We start from the raw sequence: 24,582 nt of genomic DNA on the forward strand, positions 1-24,582 counted from the left end.
GGCTTTCGCCGGGATGACGAAAGAACGCAAATGCCAGTCCTGACCGAAGAACAGACGATGCTGCGCGATATGGCGCGCGAATGGGCCGACAAAGAATCGCCCGTCACGGCGCTTCGCAGGATGCGCGACGCGGCACCCGCGGAATTTTACGATGCGGCTGCCTGGCGGGCGCAGGCCGAGATGGGCTGGGCGGGGATCCTGATCCCCGAGGCGCAGGGCGGCGCGGGAATGGGCTATCTGTCGCTGGGGCTCGTGCTGGAGCAGCTCGGACGCAATCTGGCCGCGACGCCGCTTGCCGCGACTGCCGCGGCGACCAGCGCGCTGATCCTCGGCGGTTCGGAGGCGCAGCAGGCCGAATGGCTGCCGCGGATCGCGGCGGGCGACGTCGTCGCCGCGCTGGCAGCGGACGAAGGACCGCGGTTTGCTCCGGAGAAGATCGCGACGACGGTGGAAGCGGGCAGGCTCAGCGGGACCAAGGCATTCGTCGCCGAGGGCGACAGCGCGCAGCTGTTCGTGGTCGCAGCGATCGACGGGCTCTATCTGGTATCGGGCGACGAAGGCGTGACGCGAAGTCCGCGCAAGCTGACCGATTCACGCAGCCATGCGCAGCTGCGGTTCGACGGCGCGCCGGCCGAGAGGCTGGCGGGGGGGACCGACCTGCTCACCGAGGTCACCGACCGCGCGGCGGCCGCGCTTTGCGCCGAGATGCTCGGGATGGCAGAGGCTGCGTTCGCGCAGACCAACGACTATCTCAAGACGCGCGTCCAGTTCGGCCAGGTGCTCGCTTCGTTTCAGGCGCTGCAGCACCGGATGGCGAAGATGTTCACCGAGCTCGAGCTGATGCGCTCGGTGGTCGAGGGCGCGCTGGAGGCGATCGATTCCGGCCGCGGCGATGTCCGCCAGGAAGTGAGCCTCGCCAAGGCAGTTGCGGGCGAGACGCTCCATCTGGTCAGCCGCGAGATGATCCAGCTTCACGGCGGGATCGGAATGACCGACGAGCATGACGCAGGCTTTTATCTGAAGCGCGCGCGTGTGATCGAGGCGATGTGGGGCAATGCCGCATGGCACCGCGAGCGCTTCGCGCGGCTGAACGGCTATTGATCACACCGGCTGCGCGACTGGTGCAAACGGGCAACACCTCAGGCCAGTCCCGCTTTGCAACGTTTGTTATGCTTGACGGTCTCTAGGGAACACGCTGTTATTCGAGGGTAGGGTATGGAACCGCCAAGTGTTCCGGCCCGTGGTGGGAGAGAGATGATGATGCGGTTACGCCTTATGTCGGCCTGTGCGGCTCCGGCACTGATCATGGCGCTCGCGGCGCCCGCTTATGCGCAGGATGTCCCGGACACCACCAGCGAGACCGCCGACCAGCAGGGCAGCGGCTATGATTCGAACGAAGTCGTCATCACCGCGCAGGGCCGCGCCCAGGTGCTCGCCGATGTGCCGCTCGCGGTCACCGCGATCAGCGCCGAGACGCTCCGGCAATCGGGCGCCAACGACATCCGCCAGTTGAACCAGGTCGCGCCGTCGCTGCTCGTCTCATCGACCGGCAGCGAGGCCAATGGCTCGGCACGTATCCGCGGTATCGGCACGGTGGGCGACAATCCCGGCCTCGAAAGCTCGGTCGCCGTGTTCATCGACGGCGTCTATCGCTCGCGCTCGGGGATCGGGCTCAACGAACTCGGCGAGATCGACCGGATCGAAGTGCTGCGCGGGCCGCAGGGCACTTTGGGCGGGCGCAACGCATCGGCGGGCATGATCAACATCGTCAGCAAGGCGCCGTCGCCGGTGTACGGCGCCGGCGCCGAGTTCACGTACGGCAATTACAACCAGATCCGCGCATCGGGCTTCGTCAACGTGCCGCTGGGCGATACGCTCGCCGCGCGCATCGACAGCGTCTATTCGCGCCGCGACGGATTTTATCACGACCTGGTCAACGATCGCGACATCAACAACCGCGACCGCTATTTCGTGCGTGGGCAATTGCTGTTCGAGCCGTCGAGCGACCTGACCATCCGGCTGATCGGGGACTATACCAAGCGCAAGGAAGAATGCTGCGCGGCGACCTATATCAACAAGCAGATGAACGAATATATCGGCGGTCTCAATGAGCCCGCCCAGAACAACATCGTCCGCGTGCTCCAGGCGTTGGGCCAGCCCGCGGCGGCGTTCACCGAAGGCTATAGCCGCAACATCTATGTCAGCCCAGGGCGCAGCTATTATGGCGAGACCGAGGATTGGGGCGCCTCGCTGCAGGTCGACTGGGATCTGGGCGGCGCCAAGCTGACTTCGATCACCGGCTATCGCGACTATAGCAGCGACCAGGGGTCGGACACCGATTATAGCCGGGTCGACATCCTGTATCGCGCCGCGGATGGCAATTCGGCGCGCAGCTTCAGGACCTTCAGCCAGGAGCTGCGGCTGCAGGGCACGGCCTTCGGCGACAAACTCGACTGGCTGGTCGGCGGCTATTACGCCAACGAAGACCTCCAGGTCCTCGATAACCTCCGCTTCGGCAGCCAATATGGCCGCTTCGCCACCTGCCGGCTGATCACCGGCGGCGGTCTTGCGGGTTTCTACAGCCCCGCATCGCCGGGGTGCATCAGCGCTGCGCCGAACCCCGCACTTGGCGGCCTGACGCCGCGAGCCTACCTCTCATCCGGGCTTCCTGGGACGTTCGGTCCGGTTGCTGGTCCGCTTGTCCTGGGAGCAATAGATCGGCTCGACGGTATCAACAATCGCGGATCGACGCTCGACGTTTACAATCAGAACAGTCGCAACTGGGCGCTGTTCACGCACAATATCGTCCATGTCGCCAAGGGCCTCGATCTGACCCTGGGGCTCCGCTACACCAACGAGCGCAAGAAGTTCGACGCGACTTTCGGCAACGACAATGTCGCCTGCGTGCAGAACCAGGCGGCGTTGCTGCCGCTGCGCGCTGCTCCGGCGCTCACTGCGGTGGTCGACGGCATCCTCGGCCTGTCGTGCCAGGGCAATTCGACCTCCGAGCTGAACGGCGTCTCGATCAACGACGAGCGCAACGAGGACAAGTTCACCGGCACCGCGATCCTCTCGTACAAGCCGACCGACGATCTGCTGGTCTATGCCAGCTATTCGCGCGGCTATAAGGCGGGCGGGTTCAATCTGGATCGCTCGGCGCTCAAGGTGCCGATCCTTCCGTTCGGAGGTCAGACAGGCGCGCAGGCGCTGGTGGGCAATCTCCAGTTCGATCCCGAGACGGTCAACGCCTATGAAGTCGGTCTCAAATATTCGACCGGCCCGTTCAGCCTCAACATCGCCGGCTTCCGCCAGGAGTTCAAAAACTTCCAGCTGAACACGTTCAACGGCACGGTCTTTCTGGTCCAGAACGTCAATGGCTGCAGTGCGAACCTGAACGGCGGAGATCGTGACCAGAGCAAGTTCGGGCCCGGGACGCCGCAGTTCAACGGCGCTGCCGCGGCCACGGGAGCCTGCACTGGCGGCGACGTGACCTATGGCGTGCTGTCGCAGGGCGTTGAACTCGAGGCTTCGCTGGTGCCGTCACGCGATATCCGCGTCGGGCTCGGGCTGACCTATGCCCAGACCAAATATCGCGACCAATTGGTCGGCAATGCCTCGGGTGCGCCGCTCGACCAGGCGCTGCGCAAGCTGCCGGGCGACAATCTGTCGAACGCGCCCGAGATCGTCGCGACCGCTTCGTTCGCGTGGACTCCCGACATCGGCAGCTCGGGGCTGAGCGGCCTGGTCTATTTCGACACGCGCCTGACCGACGACTACAACACCGGCTCCGACCTGTTCCCGCAGAAGGAGCAGGACAGCTATGCGATCTTCAATGCGCGTGTCGGCATCCGCGGGCAGGACGAGCGCTGGTCGATCGAATTCTGGGGGCAGAACATCTTCAACCAGGACTACACTCAGGTCGGCTTCAACTCGCCGTTCCAGGAAGGCGCGGCGAGCACGCCCTTCACCGATCCGCAATATCCGGGCGGGCGGCAGATCTTCTCGGCCTATCTCGCCGAACCGCGGACGTACGGGCTGACGCTGCGCACGCGCTATTGATTTCCCGGCGCTTGAAACCGGACGGGCTCGTGAGGCGCAGGCCCGTTTCCGTTCGGCCGATCGTTAGGGCGCCAGGGCGAAATGCTTGCGCAGCGCGGCGATGCCCGTGGGAGTGACGTTCAAAGCGCGCGTGCCCTCGACGCGCCGCATCCAGCCGCTGTCGAGCGCGAGTCGGCAAAGCGCGGCACCGGCGCGGCCGGCGAGATGGTGGCGGCGTTCGGTCCAGTCGAGGCACAAGCGACACGCCGGCGCTCCGCGCTGGTGCGTCATGTCGATACCGAGGTCCGCCAGGAAGCGCGCGCCCGGCCCGGTGATCTCGGCGCCGTTTTCGGCAAGTCGGACATGGCCCTGTGCGACCATCCGCGCGAACAGGGCCACGCCGACTTCTCCGGCGAGATGATCGTAGCAGATGCGGGCATGCCGCATCGCGCGGTCGCGAGGGCCCGTCCGCGGTATTGCGGGGAGGCGGTGCGCGGTGACGACGAGCAGCCCTTCGAGGATCGATGCGATCTCGGGAGCGGCGAGCCGGAAATAGCGGTGCCTGCCTTGGCGCTCGACACTCAACAGCCCGCCCGCACACAATTGCGCGAGGTGACTGCTCGCGGTGGGCGCGGAGATGCCCGCTGCACGGGCCAGCTCGCCGGCCGTGAAGGCGCGGCCGTCCATCAGCGTGAACAGCATCGCGGTGCGGGTGGGGTCGCCGATCAGCGTGGCGGTTTCCGCGAGATTGACGATCGTGACCATGCGCGGGTTCTAGCATGGAAGGCGGCGGCAATGCTTCGATCCGCGGCGAACCATCGGCGGGCGGGTGAGGATAAACCGGCGATCGCAATGCCAAGGAGCCGCCGCATGATCACCTGCTTCATCCGTTACGAGCTCGACCCGTTCAAGATCGGGCAATTCGAACAATATGCGCGCAATTGGGGGCAGGCGATTCCCGCATGCGGCGCGGCGCTGATCGGCTATTTCGCGCCGCACGAGGGATCGAGCACGACCGGCTATGGCGTCTATGGGATCGAGAGCCTCGCCGCCTACGAAGCCTATCGCGCGCGGCTGCGCGAGCATCCGCTGGGACGCGAGAATTACGGCTTCGCCCAGGACCAGCAGTTCATCCGGCGCGAGGATCGCCTGTTCCTGCGCACCGTCTCGACGCCGCACGCACCGCTGGTGCGCCGATGATCGCGGTCCTGTTCGAAGCCTGGCCAGCCGAGGGCGAGACGGCGCGTTACATCGCGCTGGCGGCGGCGCTGCGCCCCGAGCTCGATCGGATAGACGGCTTCGTATCGATCGAGCGCTTCGAGAGCCTGGCCGAACCCGGCAAGCTGCTCTCGCTTTCCTTCTGGCGCGACGAGGCGGCCGTGGCGGCGTGGCGCAACGGCGCGATGCACCGGGCGGTGCAGGCGGAGGGGCGCGAAGGCGTGTTCGCGGACTATCGCCTGCGGGTCGCGGCAGTGGTGCGCGATTACGGCATGGCGGATCGGGTCGACGCTCCGCTCGACAGCAAGCGGGCGCATGACTGGGACGTCGCCGGCTAGGGTCTGTTTCCTTTGGGCTGATTCTCGTTCCCCTGCGAAAGCAGGGGTCGAGGATCACAAGCGGGGCGCTCTGGGCTCCTGGGCCCCTGCTTTCGCAGGGCAACTGACCGGCTTCAACCTGAGTGGAATCGACTCTAGCCCTTCAGCGCTCGATCGTCGAACAGGCCGTAAGCTAGCGTCGAAGCGTAGAATGCCACGGCCTTTTCGCGCGGCATCGTGCTCGCCCATTTGCGCATGTCGAACGCGGCGTTCTGCAGCGCCATCAGCGCCTGCGACGCGACGAGCGGATCGATCGCGCGGATCGACCCCTCGGCGATGCCGTCGGACAGCATGCCGGCGAAACGGCGCGCGATGCGGTTCGAGCGGTCGATCATCGTCGAGCGGACCTGCGGCGGCAGGCCCGACAGCGCGGTGGTGCGGAGCAGGGGGCCGCGCTCGGAAAACTGATAGTCGAGCAAGGTTGCGATCGTGCTGTCGAGCCGCTGCCAATGGCTGCCTTCGTGGCTCTCGGCGAGGCGCTGGGCGTCGGCGATGATGTCGAAGCTGCGTTTGTAGCAGGCGATCACCAATTCGTCCTTGGCATCGAGATGGTGGTAAAAACTGCCCTTGGTGACGTTGAGCTCGGACGCGATGCGCTGGACCGAGGCGCCGCGATAGCCGAGTTCGTTGATCAGCCGAGTGGCGGCGAGCAGGAATGCCTCGCGGCCGGGCTCGGGCTCCTCGTGGACGAGATCGAGCAGCTCCGGGCGCCAGTCCTGCCCCGGTGCCGCGATGCCGGAGCGGAACACCTCCATCAGCCGCGCTTCTACGCGCGGATATTCGTCGACTTCGTAGCGTGGCAGCCAGGCCGTCAGCCAGAAGGTGTTTTCGAGCAACACGTGCGCGCGGGCGCCGAACAGATCGGTCTCGGCGCGGCTGGCGCCGGCACCCCACAGGCTGCGTGTCTTGCGGAAGATGTTGCGCCAGCCGGTGAGCAGCCGGCCCTTCACCGGGTCTTCCATCGCGCGCAGATCCGAGAGGATGGCGAAATCGCGTTCGTCGCCGCGGCGGATACGGGCGAGCCGCTCCATGTTGATGTTGAGATAGCGCGCGACGCGGGCTTCGGGCGTCGCCTCCTCCAGCGCAGTGTCGAGCATCGCGTCGAGCTGGCCGAGCGTCTGCTCGAAGGCGGCGGCGGCAAGGTCTTCCTTGCGCTTGAAATAATAAGTGACCGAGGTGGTATTGAGCCCGACGCGGCGCGCGACGTCGGCGAAGGTCATGCCCTTCGCGCTTTGTTCGTTGATTGCGTCGGCTGCCGCGGCAAGGATCGCGTCGCGCTTCGCCTGGAAACGCTTGGTGCCGCCGCTCGCAATGTTTCCAGGTGCATTCATTGCACGCCAGTCTAGCGATTTCGCTGCCCAGCCAAAGCGTTTTTTGAAGGTGCGTGTCTCGATTTTTCGCTACGCCGAACCCCTTTACCGAATATGCGGTACGCTCTAGTCAGGGAGAAATAACGAAACCGGAGGGTGCTGCGATGGACTTCACGCTGAGCGAGCGGGAAACCTGGTTCCGCGATCGAGTGAAGGCATTCATCCTTGACGAGATCCGTCCGCGCGACGGCGATTACCACGCGCAGCAGCGCGAGGGGGATCGCTGGAAGGTGCTCCCGGTGATCGAGGAAGTGAAGGTCAAGGCCAAGGCGGCCGGGCTGTGGAATTTCTTCATGCCGCCCAATTCAGGGCAGCGCCATGTCGACGACAGCTTCGAATTCGAAGGCACCCAGCTCAGCAACCTCGAATATGCGCTGTGCGCCGAGGAGATGGGGCGGCTCGGCTGGGCATCCGAGTGCTTCAACTGCTCGGCGCCCGACACCGGCAACATGGAAGTGTTCCATCGCTACGGCACGCTCCAACAGAAGGAACAGTGGCTCAAGCCGCTGATGCACGGTGAGATTCGCTCGGCCTTTCTGATGACCGAGCCGGCGGTCGCCTCGTCGGACGCGACCAATATCGAGACCCGGATGGAGCGCGACGGCGATCATTTTGTGATCAACGGACGAAAATGGTGGTCGTCGGGGGTGGGCGATCCGCGCTGCAAGGTGGCGATCGTGATGGGCAAGACCAGCCCCGAGGCATCGCGGCATTCCCAACAGAGCATGATCCTGGTCCCGCTCGACGCGCCCGGCGTCGCCATCGAGCGGATGCTTTCGGTTTTCGGGTATGATCACGCCCCGCACGGCCATGGCGAAGTCGTGCTCGAAAATGTCCGCGTACCGGTCGAGAATGTCCTGCTCGGCGAGGGGCGCGGGTTCGAGATCGCGCAGGGGCGGCTCGGGCCCGGGCGGATCCATCATTGCATGCGCACGATCGGCGTGGCCGAGGAAGCGATCGCGGCGATGGCGAAGCGACTGGTCAGCCGGGTCGCGTTCGGCAAGCGGCTTTCGGACCATAGTGTGTGGGAGCAGCGCATCGCTCGCGCGCGGATCGACATCGAGATGACGCGGCTGCTGTGCCTCAAGGCGGCGGACATGATGGACAAGGCCGGCAACAAGGCGGCGCAGCTCGAGATCGCGATGATCAAGGTCCAGGCGCCAATGATGGCGCTGCAGATCATCGACGATGCGGTCCAGGCGCATGGCGGTGCGGGGGTGTCGGGCGATTTCGGGCTCGCGCATGACTGGGCGGCAATCCGCACGCTGCGGCTCGCGGATGGGCCCGACGAGGTTCATAACCGGGCGATCGCGCGGGCGGAGTTCGGGAAATTTGGGGACTTCAAGGCGGATCGGATTTCGTCGGGTGATGTGGGAGCGAGCCGGTAGTAAGTTCGTCATCCCGGCGAAAGCCGGGACCCAGCGTAACCTGCGATGTCCTATTTGGCTCTGGGCCCCGGCTTTCGCCGGGGTGACGGAGTAAGGGAGAGGGAATGAAAGCAGCCATACTTTTCGAAGCTGGGAAGCCGCTCGAGATCGCCGATGTCATGGTCTCGAAGCCCGGCCCGCGCGAGGTGCTGATCCGCACGGTCGCGTGCGGGGTGTGCCGCTCGGACCTGCATTTCGTCGACGGCGCCTTCCCGCATCCGGTGCCGACCGTGCCCGGCCACGAGGCGGCGGGGGTGATCGAGGCGGTCGGCAGCGATGTCGCGCATCTGCGGCCCGGCGATCATGTCGTCACGTTCTTCACGGTGTTCTGCGGATCGTGCGAGATGTGCGTCACCGGGCGGCCTTCGCTGTGCATCGATCCGTCGACGCGGCGGGCTCGCGATGCCGAGCCGCGGCTCAAGCTCGCCGACGGCACGCCGCTGGCGCCGTTCCTCAATCTGTCCGCCTTTGCCGAGATGATGCTGGTCCATGAGAATGCCTGCGTCGCGATCAGCAAGGAGATGCCGCTCGACCGCGCCGCGTTGCTCGGCTGCGCGGTGATCACCGGCGCGGGGGCGGTGTTCAACGACAGCCGGGTGCGGCCCGGCGAGAGCGTCGCGGTGATCGGCGCGGGCGGGATCGGGCTGGCGGCGATCAATGCCGCCAAGATCGCCGGGGCGGGGCAGATCCTCGCGATCGATCCGATGCCGGAGAAGCGCGAACTGGCGATGAAGCTCGGCGCGACGGGGACGCTCGATCCGACTTCGGAGACGATCGTCAAGGATGTGCTCAAGCGCACCGATGGCGGAGTCCATTATGCGATCGAGGCAGTCGGCCGGCCGGATACCGCCGAGCTGGCGTGGAACATCCTCCGGCGCGGCGGCACCGCGACGATCCTCGGCATGATCGGGCTGGGGCAAAATGTCAGCCTGCCGGGACCGACCTTTCTCACCGGCAAGAAGATCCAGGGATCCTTGCTGGGGAGCACGCGCTTTCCGATCGACCTGCCGCGGCTGGTGCAGATGTATCTCGACGGGCTGCTCGACCTCGACACGATGGTGGCCGAGCGGATCAGGCTGGGCGACGTCAACGAGGCGCTGGGGAAATTGCGCGGCGGGCACAGCGTGCGTTCGGTGATCGCGTTCGCATGAGCGATCTCGACGAGACCGCGCTGGGCGAATGGCTGGCGGGCAACGTCGCCGGGTTCGTCGGGCCGTTCGCGATCGAGAAGTTTGCAGGCGGGCAGAGCAATCCGACCTATCGAATCGCCGCAGCGAGCGGAGCCTATGTGCTGCGGCGCAAGCCGTTCGGGCCGATATTGCCCTCTGCACATGCCGTGGAGCGCGAGCACCAGTTGATCGCCGCGCTGCACCCGACCGGCTTTCCAGTCGCGCGGCCGTACGGGCTCTGCGAGGATCCGGCGGTGATCGGCGCGCCGTTCTACCTCATGGAGATGGTCGAGGGGCGGACCTTCTGGGACGGAGCGTTGCCGGGGATGCTGCCGGGCGCGCGGACCGCGGTGTACGAGGCGATCGTCGATACGCTCGCGGCGCTGCATTCGGTCGACTATGCCGACGCCGGCCTCGGCGAATATGGCAAGCCGGGCAATTATTTCCAGCGGCAGGTGGCGCGCTGGTCGAAGCAATATCGCATGAGCCAGACCGACGAGATGCCCGAAGTCGAGAAATTGATCGAATGGTTGCCGCGCACGGTGCCGGCGCAGACGCGGACTTCGATCGTTCACGGCGACTTCCGCATCGACAACATGATCTTCGCCACCGCCGAGCCGCGGGTGCTGGCGGTGCTCGACTGGGAGCTGTCGACGCTTGGCGATCCGCTTGCGGATTTCTCTTATTTCCTGATGAGCTGGGTGACTGCGCCCGAGGGGCGCTCGGGCGTGCAGGGCCTGACCGGGCCGGAGACGGGGATCCCGGCGATCGAGGCAGTGGTCGACCGCTATTGCGCGGCGACCGGGCGCGATGGTGTGCCGGACCTCAACTGGTATTTCGCGTATAATCTGTTCCGGCTCACCGGGATCGTCCAGGGGATCAAGAAGCGGATCATCGACGGCAATGCCTCGAGCGACCAGGCGGCGGCGACGGTCGCGCGGCTGCCCGGGCTCGCGGCATCGGCGTGGCATTTCGCTCGGCAGGCGGGGGCGTAGACGGTGGGTTGGATCGAGTGCGGCGTGGATTTGCGGTAGGTCGCCCTCACCCTTCCGGCGCTTCGCGCCTCCCTCCCTCTCCCGACGGGATAGGGAAGGGGCCCGCCGCCGCAGGCGGTGGGAAGGGTGAGGGTGAGAGGAGATAGCATGCGCTTCGGGAACAAGGTCGTCGTCGTTACCGGCGCGGGATCGGGCATCGGGCGGGCGACGGCGCGCGCCTTCGCCGCCGAGGGCGCACGCGTCGTCGCCGCCGACATCAGCGAGGCCGTGCATGCCACCGTCGAGGGGCTCGAAGGCGCGATTGCGGTCGAGATGGACGCGGGGGAGGAACGCGACGTCGAGGCGCTGGTGGCGCTCGCGTGCGGACGCTTTGGCGGCCTAGACGTATTCCACGCCAATGCCGGAATCTCGGGTGGCGCGGCGGGGATCCTGGATTCCACCGTCGAGCTCTGGGCCGAGGTGCTGCGCATCAATCTTATCGGCCCGGCACTGGCGATCAAGCATGCCGGACCCAGGATCGTCGAGCGCGGCGGCGGCGCGATCCTGTGCACCGCGAGCGTCGCCGGGCTGCGTTCGGGCGCGGGCGGGCCGGCCTATTCGGCGAGCAAGGCGGGGGTGATCAATCTCGTCCAGACCGCGGCGCAGCAGCTTTCGACGTCGAACGTGCGCGTCAATGCGATCTGCCCGGGGCTAATCGAAACGGGGATGACCGCGCGCGCGTTCGAATATGCCCGCGAGGTGGGCAAGGAGGACAAGCTCGGCCGGCTCAACCCGCTGCGCCGCGCCGGCGCGCCCGAGGAAATCGCACGGGTGGCGCTGTTCCTCGCCAGCGACGAGGCGAGCTATGTCAACGGGCAGGCCTGGGTGGTCGATGGCGGGCTGTCGTCGAGCCATCCGGTGACGCGGCAGGAATTCGGCAAGCCGGCGTTCTGACCTGAGCCTGCGCGGAGGGTCTTGTCGAAGGAGCAAACGCGCGCGCCGTGCATTCTAGGGCCTGTCTTCGCTGCGGAATCCATTCATCATGATCGAATTGTACCGCGAGGGCCGCGGCACGCCGCTATTGCTCGTGCATGGCCTGGGAGGTTCGCGTCGATCGTGGGACCCTATTCGTGCCGCGCTCGCGGCCGAGCGAGAGGTGTTGTCCTTCGACTTGCCGGGGCATGGGGAAACGCCCGCCGAAGCGGACAGCGGCACGTTCCTGGGACTGATGCGCAGCCTGGAGACCGTTCTCGACGATCATCGGCTGGGCGCTATCGACATGGTCGGCACGTCGATGGGCGCGCGGATGGTGCTCGAGGCGGCGCGCAGGGGGCATGCCGGAGCCACCGTTGCGCTCGATCCGGGTGGGTTCTGGAAGGGATGGGAGCGGCGATTCTTCAGCACGACGCTGCGGGCGTCGCTGGGCCTTCTCCAAATGCTGCGGCCGGCATTGCCCGCGCTCGCGCACAATGCCGCGGGGCGAACCGCGCTGCTTGCGCAGCTTTCGGCAAGGCCGTGGGCGCTGGACGGGGATCTGGTCGCGCGCGAGTTGCAGGGGCTGGTAGCCACGCGCACGTTCGCGGCGCTGGTCCGCGACTTGGCGGAGGGCCCGATGCAGCAGGGAAGCGCCGCCGAACGGATCACGATCGGCTGGGGCCGCCATGATCGCCTGTGCCTCCCGCGTCAGGCCGCGCGGGCGATGGCGGCATTCCCCAACGCCTCGCTGCACTGGTTCGAGCGATCGGGGCATTTTCCGATGTGGGACGAGCCCGCGGAAAGCGCCAGCCTCATCCTTGCGGCGACCGGTTGACGCGTCTCATCCACGCACCCGGATCAGCCCCTCCTGCGCGACGCTCGCGACCAGCCGGCCGTCGCGCGCGTAGATCTTGCCGCGGTTGAAGCCGCGCGAATGGCCGGCCCATGGGCTGTCGGTCGTGTAAAGCAGCCACTCGTCGAAGCGGAACGGCTCGTGCAGCCAGATCGCGTGATCGAGGCTGGCGGTCTGTACGTCGCCGGTCATCCAGCTGACTCCGTGCGGGAGCAGGCAGGTGCCGAGCAGGGTCATGTCGCTGGCGTAGGCGAGCATCGCGCGGTGGAGCGCGAGATCGTCAGGCAGCGGTGCGACGACGCGGAACCAGCTGTGCTGCGCCGGCGCGATCCGGTCGGGGGCGAACCAGTTGCGCGGATGGACCGGGCGGATCTCGATCGGCCGGGCGCGCAGGAAGAAGCGGCGGAATTTCTCGGGGACCTGATCGCGGATCTGCTCGCGCAGTTCGCGTTCGGATTGGAGCGAGTTCGGATCGGGGACGTCGGGCATCGCGTCCTGGTGGTGGAGGCCTTGCGCCGGCGCCTGGAAGCTCGCCGTCATGTTGAGGATCGGCTGGCCCTTCTGCATCGCGATGATGCGCCGATTGGCGAAGCTGCGCCCCTCGAAATCGCGAACGACGCGGAAGATGATCGGGTGGTTCTCGTCGCCGGGGCGCATGAAATAGGCGTGGAGCGAGTGCGCAGTCTTGTCGCCGTCCACCGAGCGCTGGGCGGCCTGGAGCGCCTGCGCGATGACCTGCCCGCCGAAGACGCGACCGACGCCGCCGGGGAGGCGGGGGCCGCGATAGAGGTCGGTGTCGATCTCCTCGACGTCGAGCAGGGTCGTGAGCTGGGTTACGAGCTCGGCGGGGGTGGGCTCGGGCATCAATATCCCGCCGCTCGCGCCAGCGCATCGGCGTGGAAATTGGCGTCGCCGAACAGCTCCGCCAGGACCCGCCCGCGCTTCATGTAGAACCCGATATCATATTCGTCGGTCATGCCGATCCCGCCGTGCATCTGGATGCCCTCCTGGACTGCGAGCGTCGTGGCGAGGCCGGTCATCGCCTTGGCGACCGACACTGCATCTGCTGCGCGGTCGTCGCCGGAATCGAGCAATTGCTGGGCCTTGAGCACCGCGGCGCGGGCGACTTCCATTTCGCTGTACAGATGCGCGGCGCGGTGCTGGAGCGCCTGGAAGCTGCCGATCACCTGGCCGAACTGTTTGCGCTCCTTGAGATAGGCGATTGTCATGTCCATCGCGCCGCCACCGACGCCGAGCAATTCGGCCGAGGCGCCGGTGCGGCCAGCGGCTAGCAGGCGGGCGAGAGGCGCCTGATCGACTTCGCCGACCACGGCATCGGCGTCGAGCTCGACGCCGTCGAAGGTCAGCCGCGCGGCGAGGCTGGCATCGGCGAGGCGCTGCGGATGGGCGGTGAGGCCTTTGGAATCCGCGGGGACGGCGAACAATGTCGTGCCATGCTCGGTCGCCGCGGCGACGAGCAGCAGATCGGCGACATGGCCATGCGCGACAAACTGCTTGCTGCCGGTGAGCCGGAAGCCGCTGCCCGAGCGCGTGGCCTGCATCCCGATTTTGCCGTCATGCTTGGCGCGCTCGTCGATCGCCAGCGCGGCAACGGTCTCGCCGGCGAGAATGCCGGGGAACCAGCGCGCGGCGTGCGGGGAGCCCTTGAGTGCCTCGACCGCGGCGACGGCGGTGGTGAGAAAGGGCGAGGGCGAGAGATTGCGGCCGATCTCCTCGAGCACCACGCCCGCCTCGACATGACCGAGGCCGAGGCCGTTTTCGGCTTCAGGGATCAGGATGCCGGTGAGGCCGAGCTCGGCGAATTGCTTCCACAGCTCACGGGAGAAACCGGTAGCGTCGTTGGCGTCGCGCAGGCTTCGCATATGGCTGACGGGGGCCTGCTCCGCGACGAAATCGCGCGCGGTGTCGCGGAGCATTTGCTGTTCGTCGGTGAGGTAGAGGGGCATTTTCGTACTTTCGTCATCCCGGCGAAGGCCGGGATCCAGAGCCCGGAGGTCGCCGCTTGTGGCTCTGGGCCCCGGCCTCCGCCGGGGTGACGGTTATGAAGGTAAATCCAAAATCCGTTTGGCGATGATGTTGAGCTGGATCTCGCTGGTCCCGCCTTCGATCGAATTGGCCTTGGTCCGCAGCCATGCGCGCGGGGCGGCGCCGTGGTTGCTCGCCTCGCTCTCCCATTCCAGCGCATCGCTACCGCCCGCCGCCATCAGCAGCTCGTGCCGCGATTTGTTCAGCTCGGTGCCGTAATATTTCATCATCGACGGCTGGGCGGGGTGCGCGCGGCCCGCCTTGAGTTCGTCGATAAAGCGCTCGGACATCGCCGAGAATGCCTTCGAGCGCACTTCGAACAAGGCGATCTGCGCACGCAGGATCGGGTCGACTCCGCGCCGCGCGGCCTCGATCAGCGGATCCGCGCCGCGGCTGGCGAGGCCCATGCCCGAGATCATCTCGCGCTCGTGGCCGAGCAGATATTTGGCGACGTCCCAGCCCTTGTTCTCGTCATGGACGCGATTGGCCTTGGGAACCTTCACATTGTCGAAGAAGGTCTCGCAGAACGGCGAATTGCCACTGATCAGCAGGATCGGCCGGGTGCTGACGCCTTCGCTGGCCATGTCGAACAGCACGAAGCTGATCCCGCCCTGCTTGCTCGCCTTGTCAGTGCGGACGAGACAGAAGATCCAGTCGGCCTGGTCGGCGTAGCTGGTCCACACCTTCTGGCCATTGACGATATAGTGGTCCCCGGCATCCTCGGCGCTGGCCTTGAGACCGGCGAGGTCGGAGCCGGCATTGGGCTCGCTATAGCCCTGGCACCAGCGGATCTCGCCGCGGGCGATCTTGGGGATATGCTCGAGTTTTTGCTCTTCGGTGCCGTATTTGAGCAGAGCCGGTCCGAGCATCGAGATGCCGAAGCTGTTGAGCGGGTTGCGGCATTTGAGACGGGCCATTTCCTCGCGGAGGATCTTGGTCTCGGCCGCGCTGAGGCCGCCGCCGCCATAGGCGCTCGGCCAATCGGGGACGGTCCAACCGCGCCCGGCCATGCGGTCGAGCCAGAGCTTCTGGTCGGGATGCGCGAAGACCGGGTTGCGGCCGCCCCAGGTGGCGTCCTTCTCGCTGCGCATCGGGGTGCGCATGGTCGGGGGGCAGTTTTCCTCCAGCCAGGCGCGGGTTTCGGCGCGGAAGGTTTCGAGATCGGTATCCGGCATCCTAATTCTCCAAACCCTCTCCCGCCTTTGCGGGAGAGGAGCGGGACTTGGCAGCTTTGCTGCCTAGTCGCAGCGGTGAGGGTCTTCTCGATCGTTCGGAACAGGCAGAAGAAGAAGACCCTCACCCAACCCTCTCCCGCGAAAGCGGGAGAGGCTAAGACGTTACTTGTTGAACTTCTCGCCCTTCTCCGCCTTCTCGCGGAGCAAAGGCGCGACTTCGAAGCCATGCTTCTCGAGCCCGGCGACGATCTTGGCGAGCCCTTCGGTGTCGGCCCAGAACATCGGGCCGCCGCGGTAGACCGGCCAGCCATAACCGTAGATCCACACCACATCGATGTCCGACGCGCGCTGTGCCTTGCCCGCAGCCAGGATCAGCGCGCCTTCGTTGACCATCGGGTACAGCGTGCGCTCGATGATCTCCTCGCTGGTCACTTCGTGCTGCGGGGTGCCGGTCTGCTTGCGGAAGTCCTCGATGATCTCGGCGACGCGCGGGCTGTTCGAGGGATTCCGCTTCTCGTCATAATCGTAGAAGCCGGCGCCTTTCTTCTGGCCCCAGCGGCCCTCGGCGGCGAGCGCGTCGCGGATGCTCTCGATGCGGGTGGGATCACGGTGCCAGCCGATATCGACTCCGGCGAGGTCGGACATCTGGAACGGACCCATCGGCATGCCGAACTCGACATGGACGCGATCGATCTGCTCGGGCGTGGCGCCTTCCATGAGGAGCTTCATCGCCTCGATTTGACGCGGCATCAGCATGCGATTGCCGATAAAGCCGTGGCAGACCCCGGCGATCACCGCGACCTTCTTGATCTTCTTCGACAGCGCCATCGCAGTGGCGAGCACGTCATCGGCAGTCTTCTCGCCGCGAACGATCTCGAGCAGCTTCATCACATTGGCGGGCGAGAAGAAGTGGAGGCCGAGCACGTCCTGCGGGCGCGAAATGCTCGCCGCTATCTCGTCGATATCGAGATAGGAGGTGTTCGAGGCGAGGATCGCACCGGGCTTGGCGATCTTGTCGAGCTTGCCGAACACCTCCTTCTTGACGTCCATGCTCTCATAGACCGCCTCGATGATCAGGTCGCAATCGGCGAGGTCCTCGAGCGCGAGTGTCGGCTTGAGCAGGCCCATCGCCTGATCGACCTGCTCGGGCTTGATCCGGCCCTTGGCGGCCGAGCCCTCGTAATTCTTGCGCATCACCCCGGTGCCGCGGTCGAGTGCTTCCTGCTGCATCTCGACGATCGTCACCGGGATGCCCGCGGAGAGGAAGTTCATCGAGATGCCGCCGCCCATGGTGCCGGCGCCGATCACGCCGACGCGGTTGATCGGGCGGAGCGCGATGTCCTCGGCGATGCCGTCGATCTTGCTCGCCTTGCGCTCGGCGAAGAAGATGTGGCGCTGCGCGGCGGACTGGACGCTCATGATCAGCTTCATGAAACCCTGCCGCTCGAGCGCGGCGCCCTCCGCGAAGGGCTTGTTGATGCTGTTCTCGATCACCGAGATGATCTCGGCGGGGGCCTCGAAGCCGCGGAAGCGCTTGGCGTTGGTGTTGCGGAAAGCCTCGAACACCGACGGATCGGCGGTGAGGGTTTTCGCGGAGGCGCGAGGCAGGGGACGCGCGGCCGCGACTTCCTGTGCGTACGCTACCGCGTCGGCGAGCAGGCTGTCCTCGCCCGCGAGGCGATCGACCAGCCCGGCGTCCTTGGCTTTGGCGGCTGAAACCGGATCGCCCTTGGCGGCGAGTTCGAGCGCGAACTCGACACCCGCGACGCGCGGCAGGCGCTGGGTGCCGCCCGCACCGGGGAGGATGCCGAGCTTGACCTCGGGCAGGCCGAGCTTCGCGCTGGGGACGGCGATGCGATAATGGCAAGCCAGCGCGACTTCGCAGCCGCCGCCGAGTGCAGTGCCGTGGATCGCGGCGATGACCGGCTTGTCGAGCGCCTCGATCGCGTCGACCAGCAGCGGGAGCGAAGGCTCTTGCATCGGCTTGCCGAACTCGGTGATGTCGGCGCCGGCGAAGAAGGTCTTGCCGGCGCATGCGATGACGACCGCCTCGATGCTGTCGTCGGTCCTGGCTTCCTCGATACCGGCCTGCAGGCCCTGGCGGACCGCGGCGCCGAGCGCGTTGACCGGCGGATTGTCCGACGTGAGGATCAGGATGTCGCCCTGGCGGCTGCTAGTGATGGGGGAAGTCATTTTAGTCTCCTGCTTTGTTTCGTCATCCCGGCGAACGCGGGGATCCAGAGTTACGCGCGGCGTCGCTTGTGGCTCTGGGCCCCGGCTTTCGCCGGGGTGACGGAAAAGGGGTGGGTGGGCGCCGCATCATGTCAGCGCCGAATAGATCAGGGTCTTGAGTTCGCGGCGGATCGGGTAGCGCATCGAGGGGGTGAACTGCGTCATGAACACCATGTGGATGCGCTCGATCGGATCGACGAAGAACGCGGTCGAGAACATCCCGCCCCAATAATATTCGCCTGCCGAGCCGGGGACGAGCGTCCGCGCGACATCGGTGGTGATCGCGAAGCCGAGCCCGAACCCGGTGCCTGCGTTGGTGGCTTCGCTGAACAGCGAGCGCGACAGGGTGGCAAGGTCCGAACCGCCGGGAAGGTGGTTCATCGTCATCAGTTCGATCGTCTTCGGGCCGACAAGGCGGACGCCGTCGAGCACGCCGCCATTGAGACACATGGTGCAGAAGCGGTGATAATCGAGCGCGGAGGACACCAGCCCGCCGCCGCCCGAGACCAGCTTGGGAAAACGCGACCAGACCGAGGCGTCGCCACGGTCGTAGAGCACGCGCTTGCCGCTCTCGTCGAGCGCCCAGCAGTCGGCAAGTCGGTCGATCTTGTCGGCGGGGACCTGGAAGAAGGTGTCGTGCATGCCGAGCGGGCCTAGGATGCGCTCGGCGAAAAAGCGGTCGAGCGTCATTCCCGAGACGCGCTCGACCACCGCGCCGAGCACGTCGGTCGACACCGAGTAATTCCATTCGGTGCCAGGCGAAAATTCGAGCGGGAGCTTGCCCAAGGCGGCGACGAATTCGTCGAGCGTGAGATTGCCGTGCCAGCTCTCTATCTTCGACTCGCGATAGGCGGCGTCGACGTTGGTCCGCTCCTGGAAGCTATAGGTAAACCCCGACGTATGGCGGAGCAGATCGATCATCCGCATCGGTTCGGTCGTTGCTTTGGTCGCGAACGGGGCGCCCGCGCCGCCACCGGCATAGACGCCGATCCCCTTCAGCTCGGGCAGGACGTGGTGCACCGGGGTGTCGAGCGCGACCTTGGCCTCCTCGACCAGCATCATGAAAGCGAGGCTGGTGATCGGCTTGGTCATCGAGGCGATGCGGAACAGCGTGCCTTCGTCGACCGGCGCACCGCCGTCGCGCGCGGCGCCCTGATGCGAAAAATGGACGATTTCGCCGTCTCGGGCGAGAAGCAACTGGGCATGGGGCAACTTGCCCGAGTCGAGATAGCGCTCCTTCACGAACGCATCGATCCGTGCGAGCCGCGAAGCATCGAATCCGTAGCGTCCGGGCCGTGTCATATGCATTGCGAGCGACATACCTCTCGTTCGAATTACAGCGGGTGCACCATATCCACCGTGCGCTTCCCCTATTGCCTTGAGCGCGGCGCGAATCAACACTAACGTTGTTTTCGGTGGGGCAGCGATGCCCAAACCCAACATTCAGAAAATCACATTGGAGAGATCAGGCTTGGCTTCCGAACCGATCGTGCCGCTCGACCCAGACTGGCCCAAGATGTCGCTGGCGCAGACGCAAGCACTGCTGACTGCGCCCGGCGCGAAGTTCGAGATGGAAACCATTGATATCGGGGGCGTGCCGACGCGGGTGTGGAAGAACGCGCCGCCGTCGTTGCGCGACCTCGCGCAGATGGTTCGGGCCTATGGCGCGCGCGAGTTCACGATCTACGAGAGCGAGCGCGTCACCTTCGAAGCGAATTACCGCGCGACCGCGCACATTGCCCGGCAGCTGGTCGAGATGGGCGTCGGCAAGGGCGACCGTGTCGCGCTGGCGATGCGCAACCTGCCCGAATGGCCGGCTATCTTCTTCGCGGGGGTTAGCATCGGCGCGATCATGGTGCCGCTCAACGCTTGGTGGACCGGGGGCGAGCTCGAATATGCGATGAAGGATTCGGGTGCGAAATTGCTGTTCGTCGACGGCGAGCGGCACGAGCGTCTCAAGCATTGCTATGACGATCTGCCCGATCTCGAGCATGTGGTGGTGAGCCGCGCCAAGAGCGCGCTGGAAGCGCCGGCAGTTGCGCTCGAATCCTGGATCGGGACGCCGAACGCGTGGGGCGGGCTGGAGGATGTCGACTTCCCCGATGCCGATGTGGCGCCCGACGACGATGCGACGATCTTCTATACCAGCGGCACCACCGGCAGCCCCAAGGGTGCGCTGGGCACGCACCGCAACTTCGTCACCAACATCCTGTCGAGCGCGTATGTCGCGGCGCGGGCGATATTGCGTCGCGGCGAGATCCCGCCGGCGATGCCGGAGCCCAAGATCATGCTGCTGGTGATCCCGCTCTTCCACGTCACGGCATGCTCGGCGGCGATGATGGGGGCGGTCGCATCGGGATCGACTCTGGTGTTCATGCGCAAATGGGATCCCGAGATCGCGATGGGCATCATCCAGCGCGAAAAGGTCAATGCCACCGGCGGGGTGCCGACGATCGCCTGGCAGCTGCTCGAACATCCGGCGCGTGCGGAGTACGACCTCTCCAGCCTGGAGACCATCGCGTATGGCGGCGCGCCTTCGGCGCCCGAGCTGGTCAGGCGCATCCATCAGGAGTTCGGCGCGCTGCCGGCCAATGGCTGGGGGATGACCGAAACCACGGCGACGGTGACCAACCATTCGGGCGAGGATTATCTCGCCCGGCCGAACAGCGCCGGACCGCCGGTTGCGGCGGCCGATCTCAAGATCCTGTCGGTGGAGGGCGATCGCGAACTCCCGGTCGGCGAAGTCGGCGAGCTCTGGGCGCGCGGGCCGATGATCGTGAAGGGCTATTGGAACAAGCCCGAGGCGACGGCCGAGACGTTCGTCCGGGGCTGGGTGCGCACCGGCGACCTGGCGCGGCTCGACGAGGAGGGGTTTCTCTACATCGTCGACCGCGCCAAGGACATCATCATCCGCGGCGGCGAGAACATCTATTCGAGCGAAGTCGAGGACGTGCTCTACGCGCATCCGGCGGTCACCGATTGCGCATTGGTCGGCGTGCCGCATCGCAGCCTGGGCGAGGAGCCTGCCGCGGTAGTGCATCTCGCGCCGGGCATGTCGGCGAGCGAGGCCGAGCTGCAGGATTGGGTCCGTGCGCGGCTGGCGGGGTTCAAGGTGCCGGTGCAGGTGCGGTTCGCGCAGGACGTGCTGCCGCGCAACGCCAATGGCAAGATATTGAAGACCGAGCTGCGGGCGCTGTTTGCGGGGGAGGGGACGGCTTAGCGGCCAGCGCGCACGCGTTCGGCGGCGAGGGCGATCAGCGCGCCCGCGGCATAAGCGAGGAGGTCCTTCGCCTCGAAGCCGTACCCGAGCACGGTGCGCGCAACTGGATTGTCTTGCAGGCCAAGCCAGTCGAGCACGCGAAACAACTGCCCCAATTCGATCAAAATCGCGATCAGCAAGGCGATCGCAGCAGCGTGGATCACCTGGATCCGGAATGCGGCCCGTAGCGCGGCGTAGACGAATATCACGGCCAGCGTATCGCCCAGATAGGGACGAACAAACCGATCGCGCACGAACAACGCGATTACGACCTCGATCAGGAACAGAGCCAGGGTGAGCAGGGCATAGCCGCGGTGAAAACGCATGCCGTGTCGCTCAGCGAACGACGCGTTCGACGGCGGCGTTCCACCCCTCGATCCGCGCCTTGCGGGCGTCGACGTCGAGCTGCGGTTCGAAGGTCGTGCCCGGGCCGCGCATCTGCGCCGCCGCCTCCAGGTCTCGGAACAGCCCGCATCCGACCCCCGCCAGCATCGCCGCGCCCAGCGCAGTGGTCTCCGCGAAGGCCGGCCGGTCGACGGGGATGCCGAGCATGTCGGCGAGGTCCTGCGCCATCCAGTCGTTGGCGACCATGCCGCCGTCGACGCGCAGCCGGGCCCAGTCAGCGCCGTCCGCGGCGAACGCGGTCTTCAGATCGTGACTCTGGAGCGCCATCGCCTCGAGCGCGGCGCGGACGATGTGGGCGCGGGTGCTCGAGAAGCTGAGGCCCGAGAGCGATGCGCGGGCATCGGGCTCCCACCACGGCGCGCCGAGGCCGCTCAACGCGGGAACGAGATAGACGCCCCCATTGTCGGGTACCGAACGGGCGAGCGCCTCGGTCTCGGACGCGGTCTCGATCAGGCCGATCGAATCGCGCAGCCACTGGATCAGGCTGCCGGCGACGAACACCGACCCTTCGATTGCATAAGTGCGGCGGCTGCCGAGCTGCCACAGCACGGTGGCGAGCAGGCGGTGCTTCGAGGCGGGCGGGGTAGTGCCGGCGTTGGTCAGGACGAAGGCGCCGGTGCCGTAGGTCGCCTTGGTCTCGCCCTTGGCGAAGCAGGCCTGGCCGATCGTCGCGGCCTGCTGGTCGCCGGCGAGACCGCAGATCGGGATTTCGCCGCCGAACAGCTTGGTCGTCCCGAAGCGGCCCGCGCAATCGACGATCTCGGGCAGCGCGTCGCGCGGGGCAGAGAACATGTCGAGCAGCCCATCGCTCCAGCCGCCCGAGCCGAGCCCCATCAGCAAGGTGCGCGAGGCATTGGTCGCGTCGGTGATGTGGAGCCCGCCGGTTAGCTTCCACACCAGCCAGCTCTCGACCGTGCCGATCGCCAGGCGGTCGCCTGCCTCCCGAAGCTGCGGCCAGTTCGCCATCGCCCAGGCGATCTTGGTGCCCGAGAAATAGGGATCGAGCAGCAGCCCGGTGCGCGCCTGCACCCCCGGTTCCTCGCCCGCTTCGCGCCATTGGCGACACAAGGCGGCGCTGCGCCGGTCCTGCCACACGATCGCCGGGGCGAGCGGCTCGCCCGTCTTCTTGTCCCAGAAGACGATCGTCTCGCGCTGGTTGGTGATTCCGATCGCCGCGATCGCGCCCGGGCCGCCGGCTTTGGCGACCATTGCCTGCGCGCAGGCGAAGGTGCGGCTCCATATCTCCGCTGCGTCGTGCTCGACCAGGCCGGGGCCGGGATAATGCTGAGTCAATTCGGCGGCATTGCTGCCGAGGCACTCGCCCGACGGCGCGAACAGCATCGCGCGGGTGGAGGTGGTGCCTTCGTCGAGAACCAGTAGCAATTCGCGCATGCCCTAGCCTAGCCCGGATTGCAGGCCGTGCAACCGCCCCCTAGAAGCAGGGTGAAGGAGAACGAAGCGTGGACGAGCAGCCGCGGGCGATGGGCGGGGGCAGCGAGAGCGATGGCGGGATTCCGGCCGCCGCGCCGCGCGAGCCGATCCTGTCACCCGAACCGAACGAAAGTCTCGGCGAAGGGCTCAAGCGCGACCGGCTGATGGCGGCGCTCGCGCTGATGATCGGCATCGGGCTGGTGTTCGGGATTCCTTTCGCGCTGCGCGAGGGTTCGCCCTTCTTCCTGCCGCTCACTGCTGCTTTGGTGATCGCGATCGCGCTGGTGCCGTTGCTCGAATGGCTCGAGCGCCACCGCATGCCCGCGCCGCTGGCGGCGTTCCTCTGCGTGCTGATGTTCCTCAGCGTCGCCAATATCGCATTGGCTTCGATCGTCGTCCCGGCGTGGCAATGGATGCAGCGGCTTCCCGAGAGCATTCCCAAGATCCAGCACAATCTCGAGCCGCTGATCCGCTTTTACTCGCGGCTCGAGCGGTTCGTCGACAAGACGCTGCACAATTTTGCATCGACCCCGGCACGCCAGCCCGAGACGATCGCAGTGGCGCCGCCGCGCTCGCTGTTCGACCTGTTCACCACCTCGGCGCCGTCGGCGCTGATCGAGATGTTCTTCGCGATCCTGGTGATCTATTTCTTCCTGTCAGGCTGGACCCGGTTGCGGCGCAATGCGATCACGCGGCGCTCGAGCTTCGGCGGGGCGATGGCGACGGCGCGGGTGATCCAGGACGTGGTCGACGATACCTCGGCCTATCTCGGCACGATCACCCTGATCAACGTGACTCTCGGGCTGATCGTAGCGGGGGCGCTGTGGGCGATCGGCATGCCGACGCCGCTGATGTGGGGCGGCATCGTCGCCTTGCTCAACTACATTCCCTATATCGGCCCGGTAATGGCGGCGCTGCTGCTCGGGCTGGGCGGGCTGATGAGCTTTGCCGATTTATGGTGGGCGCTGCTGCCTGCGGTGATGATGATCGGCGCGCATCTGATCGAAGCCAATGTGGTGACGCCGCTGATCGTCGGGCACCGGCTGACGATCAGCCCGATCATGATCCTCGTCTCGCTGAGCTTCTGGGGCTGGGTGTGGGGCACGCCGGGCGCATTGCTCGCCGTGCCGCTGCTGATCATCATCCAGACCGTGCTCAACGCCGCGGGCAAACCCGACATCGCCGGCTTCCTGTTCGAACACGGCACCTTGATCGCCGATCCGGCCGAACCGCGCGGGCCACGGCGAGAAAGTCGCGACCAATCCGGTTGACACCCCCCCGAGCCGGGGTTAGTGCCCGCCTCCTCGCTTCGAGAGCGGGTGTAGCTCAGTTGGTTAGAGCGCCGGCCTGTCACGCCGGAGGTCGCGGGTTCGAGCCCCGTCACTCGCGCCACGCGGGATCCCGTCTGGGAGCCCTGTTGGTCAATTCGAAGCGGTTTCCTGATCGCGGCATGCGTCGCCTCGCTTGGATCAAGCGGGTGTAGCTCAGTTGGTTAGAGCGCCGGCCTGTCACGCCGGAGGTCGCGGGTTCGAGCCCCGTCACTCGCGCCATGCCCGTTCGGAACTGCCGGCGCCCCTCGGTTGACTTTGGCATCGCCGAAGCCTTCAATGCCGTGCAAATAACGGTCGCGATT

General features: G+C 66.3%; 20 protein-coding genes and 2 tRNA genes. 13 read left to right on the top strand and 9 right to left on the bottom strand.

Translation table 11 applies throughout. From position 1 onward, the window contains the following. Window positions 1-30 precede the first annotated feature (30 nt). Both E5A73_RS02010 and E5A73_RS02015 read left to right on the top strand, forming a co-directional pair. Window positions 31-1,101, top strand: coding sequence for an acyl-CoA dehydrogenase family protein (locus E5A73_RS02010; RefSeq protein ID WP_135962117.1), 1,071 nt, complete (start codon window positions 31-33; stop codon window positions 1,099-1,101). Between the two features lie 159 nt (window positions 1,102-1,260). Continuing rightward, window positions 1,261-4,059: a TonB-dependent receptor gene (locus E5A73_RS02015; RefSeq protein WP_135962118.1), complete on the top strand. Its 2,799-nt coding sequence runs from the start codon at window positions 1,261-1,263 to the stop codon at window positions 4,057-4,059. A gap of 63 nt (window positions 4,060-4,122) precedes the next feature. Here E5A73_RS02015 and E5A73_RS02020 read toward each other — a convergent pair whose 3' ends face one another. Next, window positions 4,123-4,803, bottom strand: coding sequence for an ArsR/SmtB family transcription factor (locus E5A73_RS02020; RefSeq protein ID WP_135962119.1), 681 nt, complete (start codon window positions 4,801-4,803; stop codon window positions 4,123-4,125). A gap of 105 nt (window positions 4,804-4,908) precedes the next feature. Between E5A73_RS02020 and E5A73_RS02025 the strand changes: the two genes are divergently transcribed. Both E5A73_RS02025 and E5A73_RS02030 read left to right on the top strand, forming a co-directional pair. Further along, window positions 4,909-5,238, top strand: a complete 330-nt coding sequence (locus E5A73_RS02025; RefSeq protein ID WP_135962120.1) for an NIPSNAP family protein — start codon at window positions 4,909-4,911, stop codon at window positions 5,236-5,238. After that, window positions 5,235-5,594, top strand: coding sequence for an antibiotic biosynthesis monooxygenase family protein (locus tag E5A73_RS02030; protein ID WP_135962121.1), 360 nt, complete (start codon window positions 5,235-5,237; stop codon window positions 5,592-5,594). Before E5A73_RS02025 ends, E5A73_RS02030 begins: the two co-directional genes overlap by 4 nt. A gap of 134 nt (window positions 5,595-5,728) precedes the next feature. On the opposite strand, the gene E5A73_RS02035 is transcribed toward E5A73_RS02030, so the two are convergent. Continuing rightward, window positions 5,729-6,964, bottom strand: coding sequence for a TetR/AcrR family transcriptional regulator (locus E5A73_RS02035; protein WP_135962122.1), 1,236 nt, complete (start codon window positions 6,962-6,964; stop codon window positions 5,729-5,731). 143 nt (window positions 6,965-7,107) lie between these two features. Between E5A73_RS02035 and E5A73_RS02040 the strand changes: the two genes are divergently transcribed. From E5A73_RS02040 to E5A73_RS02060, 5 genes are all read left to right on the top strand, one after another. Beyond that, on the top strand, window positions 7,108-8,391 hold the full coding sequence (locus tag E5A73_RS02040) for an acyl-CoA dehydrogenase family protein (protein WP_135962123.1): 1,284 nt from the start codon (window positions 7,108-7,110) through the stop codon (window positions 8,389-8,391). Between the two features lie 104 nt (window positions 8,392-8,495). Next, on the top strand, window positions 8,496-9,581 hold the full coding sequence (locus tag E5A73_RS02045; RefSeq protein ID WP_135962124.1) for a Zn-dependent alcohol dehydrogenase: 1,086 nt from the start codon (window positions 8,496-8,498) through the stop codon (window positions 9,579-9,581). Beyond that, window positions 9,578-10,594, top strand: coding sequence for a phosphotransferase family protein (locus E5A73_RS02050; RefSeq protein WP_135962125.1), 1,017 nt, complete (start codon window positions 9,578-9,580; stop codon window positions 10,592-10,594). Before E5A73_RS02045 ends, E5A73_RS02050 begins: the two co-directional genes overlap by 4 nt. 147 nt (window positions 10,595-10,741) lie before the next feature. Beyond that, a complete protein-coding gene (locus E5A73_RS02055) occupies window positions 10,742-11,527 on the top strand; it encodes an SDR family NAD(P)-dependent oxidoreductase (protein ID WP_135962126.1) in 786 nt (261 codons plus the stop codon). An 88-nt stretch (window positions 11,528-11,615) separates the two neighbouring features. Next, window positions 11,616-12,383, top strand: coding sequence for an alpha/beta fold hydrolase (locus E5A73_RS02060; protein ID WP_135962127.1), 768 nt, complete (start codon window positions 11,616-11,618; stop codon window positions 12,381-12,383). 6 nt (window positions 12,384-12,389) lie between these two features. Here E5A73_RS02060 and E5A73_RS02065 read toward each other — a convergent pair whose 3' ends face one another. From E5A73_RS02065 to E5A73_RS02085, 5 genes are all read right to left on the bottom strand, one after another. Continuing rightward, window positions 12,390-13,265, bottom strand: a complete 876-nt coding sequence (locus E5A73_RS02065; protein WP_135962128.1) for an acyl-CoA thioesterase — start codon at window positions 13,263-13,265, stop codon at window positions 12,390-12,392. Further along, on the bottom strand, window positions 13,265-14,368 hold the full coding sequence (locus E5A73_RS02070) for an acyl-CoA dehydrogenase family protein (protein WP_135962129.1): 1,104 nt from the start codon (window positions 14,366-14,368) through the stop codon (window positions 13,265-13,267). The genes E5A73_RS02065 and E5A73_RS02070 overlap by 1 nt, the downstream gene beginning before the upstream one ends. Window positions 14,369-14,461: 93 nt before the next feature. Next, complete coding sequence (locus tag E5A73_RS02075; RefSeq protein WP_135962130.1) at window positions 14,462-15,622, bottom strand: acyl-CoA dehydrogenase family protein; 1,161 nt, start codon at window positions 15,620-15,622, stop codon at window positions 14,462-14,464. Window positions 15,623-15,784: 162 nt separating this feature from the next. Beyond that, complete coding sequence (locus E5A73_RS02080; RefSeq protein ID WP_135962131.1) at window positions 15,785-17,815, bottom strand: 3-hydroxyacyl-CoA dehydrogenase NAD-binding domain-containing protein; 2,031 nt, start codon at window positions 17,813-17,815, stop codon at window positions 15,785-15,787. Between the two features lie 126 nt (window positions 17,816-17,941). Continuing rightward, a complete protein-coding gene (locus E5A73_RS02085; RefSeq protein ID WP_135962513.1) occupies window positions 17,942-19,162 on the bottom strand; it encodes a serine hydrolase domain-containing protein in 1,221 nt (406 codons plus the stop codon). 208 nt (window positions 19,163-19,370) lie between these two features. On the opposite strand from E5A73_RS02085, the gene E5A73_RS02090 reads away from it, so the two are divergent. Beyond that, window positions 19,371-21,074, top strand: a complete 1,704-nt coding sequence (locus tag E5A73_RS02090; protein ID WP_240700008.1) for a class I adenylate-forming enzyme family protein — start codon at window positions 19,371-19,373, stop codon at window positions 21,072-21,074. On the opposite strand, the gene E5A73_RS02095 is transcribed toward E5A73_RS02090, so the two are convergent. Beyond that, on the bottom strand, window positions 21,071-21,439 hold the full coding sequence (locus tag E5A73_RS02095; RefSeq protein ID WP_135962133.1) for a DUF2809 domain-containing protein: 369 nt from the start codon (window positions 21,437-21,439) through the stop codon (window positions 21,071-21,073). The genes E5A73_RS02090 and E5A73_RS02095 overlap by 4 nt on opposite strands. Window positions 21,440-21,449: 10 nt before the next feature. Next, window positions 21,450-22,910, bottom strand: coding sequence for an FGGY family carbohydrate kinase (locus E5A73_RS02100; RefSeq protein WP_135962134.1), 1,461 nt, complete (start codon window positions 22,908-22,910; stop codon window positions 21,450-21,452). An 89-nt stretch (window positions 22,911-22,999) separates the two neighbouring features. Between E5A73_RS02100 and E5A73_RS02105 the strand changes: the two genes are divergently transcribed. The 3 genes from E5A73_RS02105 to E5A73_RS02115 all read left to right on the top strand — a co-directional run bounded on the left by E5A73_RS02105 (window position 23,000) and on the right by E5A73_RS02115 (window position 24,499). Next, window positions 23,000-24,220 (top strand): AI-2E family transporter, encoded by a 1,221-nt coding sequence (locus tag E5A73_RS02105; RefSeq protein WP_135962514.1) that lies wholly within the window; start codon window positions 23,000-23,002, stop codon window positions 24,218-24,220. 44 nt (window positions 24,221-24,264) lie between these two features. Continuing rightward, window positions 24,265-24,341, top strand: a tRNA-Asp gene (locus tag E5A73_RS02110). Window positions 24,342-24,422: 81 nt separating this feature from the next. Further along, window positions 24,423-24,499 (top strand) — tRNA-Asp (locus tag E5A73_RS02115). The last annotated feature ends 83 nt before the right edge of the window (window positions 24,500-24,582 follow it).

This window comes from Sphingomonas gei (genome assembly GCF_004792685.1).
GTDB lineage: Bacteria > Pseudomonadota > Alphaproteobacteria > Sphingomonadales > Sphingomonadaceae > Sphingomonas > Sphingomonas gei.

Excerpts from the sequence above, each read along its gene's own strand:
- E5A73_RS02010 (WP_135962117.1), top strand. The coding sequence starts at position 31 with ATGCCAGTCCTGACCGAAGAACAGACGATGCTGCGCGATATGGCGCGC.
- E5A73_RS02015 (WP_135962118.1), top strand. The coding sequence starts at position 1,261 with ATGCGGTTACGCCTTATGTCGGCCTGTGCGGCTCCGGCACTGATCATG.
- E5A73_RS02020 (WP_135962119.1), bottom strand. The coding sequence starts at position 4,803 with ATGGTCACGATCGTCAATCTCGCGGAAACCGCCACGCTGATCGGCGAC.
- E5A73_RS02025 (WP_135962120.1), top strand. The coding sequence starts at position 4,909 with ATGATCACCTGCTTCATCCGTTACGAGCTCGACCCGTTCAAGATCGGG.
- E5A73_RS02030 (WP_135962121.1), top strand. The coding sequence starts at position 5,235 with ATGATCGCGGTCCTGTTCGAAGCCTGGCCAGCCGAGGGCGAGACGGCG.
- E5A73_RS02035 (WP_135962122.1), bottom strand. The coding sequence starts at position 6,964 with ATGAATGCACCTGGAAACATTGCGAGCGGCGGCACCAAGCGTTTCCAG.
- E5A73_RS02040 (WP_135962123.1), top strand. The coding sequence starts at position 7,108 with ATGGACTTCACGCTGAGCGAGCGGGAAACCTGGTTCCGCGATCGAGTG.
- E5A73_RS02045 (WP_135962124.1), top strand. The coding sequence starts at position 8,496 with ATGAAAGCAGCCATACTTTTCGAAGCTGGGAAGCCGCTCGAGATCGCC.
- E5A73_RS02050 (WP_135962125.1), top strand. The coding sequence starts at position 9,578 with ATGAGCGATCTCGACGAGACCGCGCTGGGCGAATGGCTGGCGGGCAAC.
- E5A73_RS02055 (WP_135962126.1), top strand. The coding sequence starts at position 10,742 with ATGCGCTTCGGGAACAAGGTCGTCGTCGTTACCGGCGCGGGATCGGGC.
- E5A73_RS02060 (WP_135962127.1), top strand. The coding sequence starts at position 11,616 with ATGATCGAATTGTACCGCGAGGGCCGCGGCACGCCGCTATTGCTCGTG.
- E5A73_RS02065 (WP_135962128.1), bottom strand. The coding sequence starts at position 13,265 with ATGCCCGAGCCCACCCCCGCCGAGCTCGTAACCCAGCTCACGACCCTG.
- E5A73_RS02070 (WP_135962129.1), bottom strand. The coding sequence starts at position 14,368 with ATGCCCCTCTACCTCACCGACGAACAGCAAATGCTCCGCGACACCGCG.
- E5A73_RS02075 (WP_135962130.1), bottom strand. The coding sequence starts at position 15,622 with ATGCCGGATACCGATCTCGAAACCTTCCGCGCCGAAACCCGCGCCTGG.
- E5A73_RS02080 (WP_135962131.1), bottom strand. The coding sequence starts at position 17,815 with ATGACTTCCCCCATCACTAGCAGCCGCCAGGGCGACATCCTGATCCTC.
- E5A73_RS02085 (WP_135962513.1), bottom strand. The coding sequence starts at position 19,162 with ATGCATATGACACGGCCCGGACGCTACGGATTCGATGCTTCGCGGCTC.
- E5A73_RS02090 (WP_240700008.1), top strand. The coding sequence starts at position 19,371 with ATGTCGCTGGCGCAGACGCAAGCACTGCTGACTGCGCCCGGCGCGAAG.
- E5A73_RS02095 (WP_135962133.1), bottom strand. The coding sequence starts at position 21,439 with ATGCGTTTTCACCGCGGCTATGCCCTGCTCACCCTGGCTCTGTTCCTG.
- E5A73_RS02100 (WP_135962134.1), bottom strand. The coding sequence starts at position 22,910 with ATGCGCGAATTGCTACTGGTTCTCGACGAAGGCACCACCTCCACCCGC.
- E5A73_RS02105 (WP_135962514.1), top strand. The coding sequence starts at position 23,000 with ATGGGCGGGGGCAGCGAGAGCGATGGCGGGATTCCGGCCGCCGCGCCG.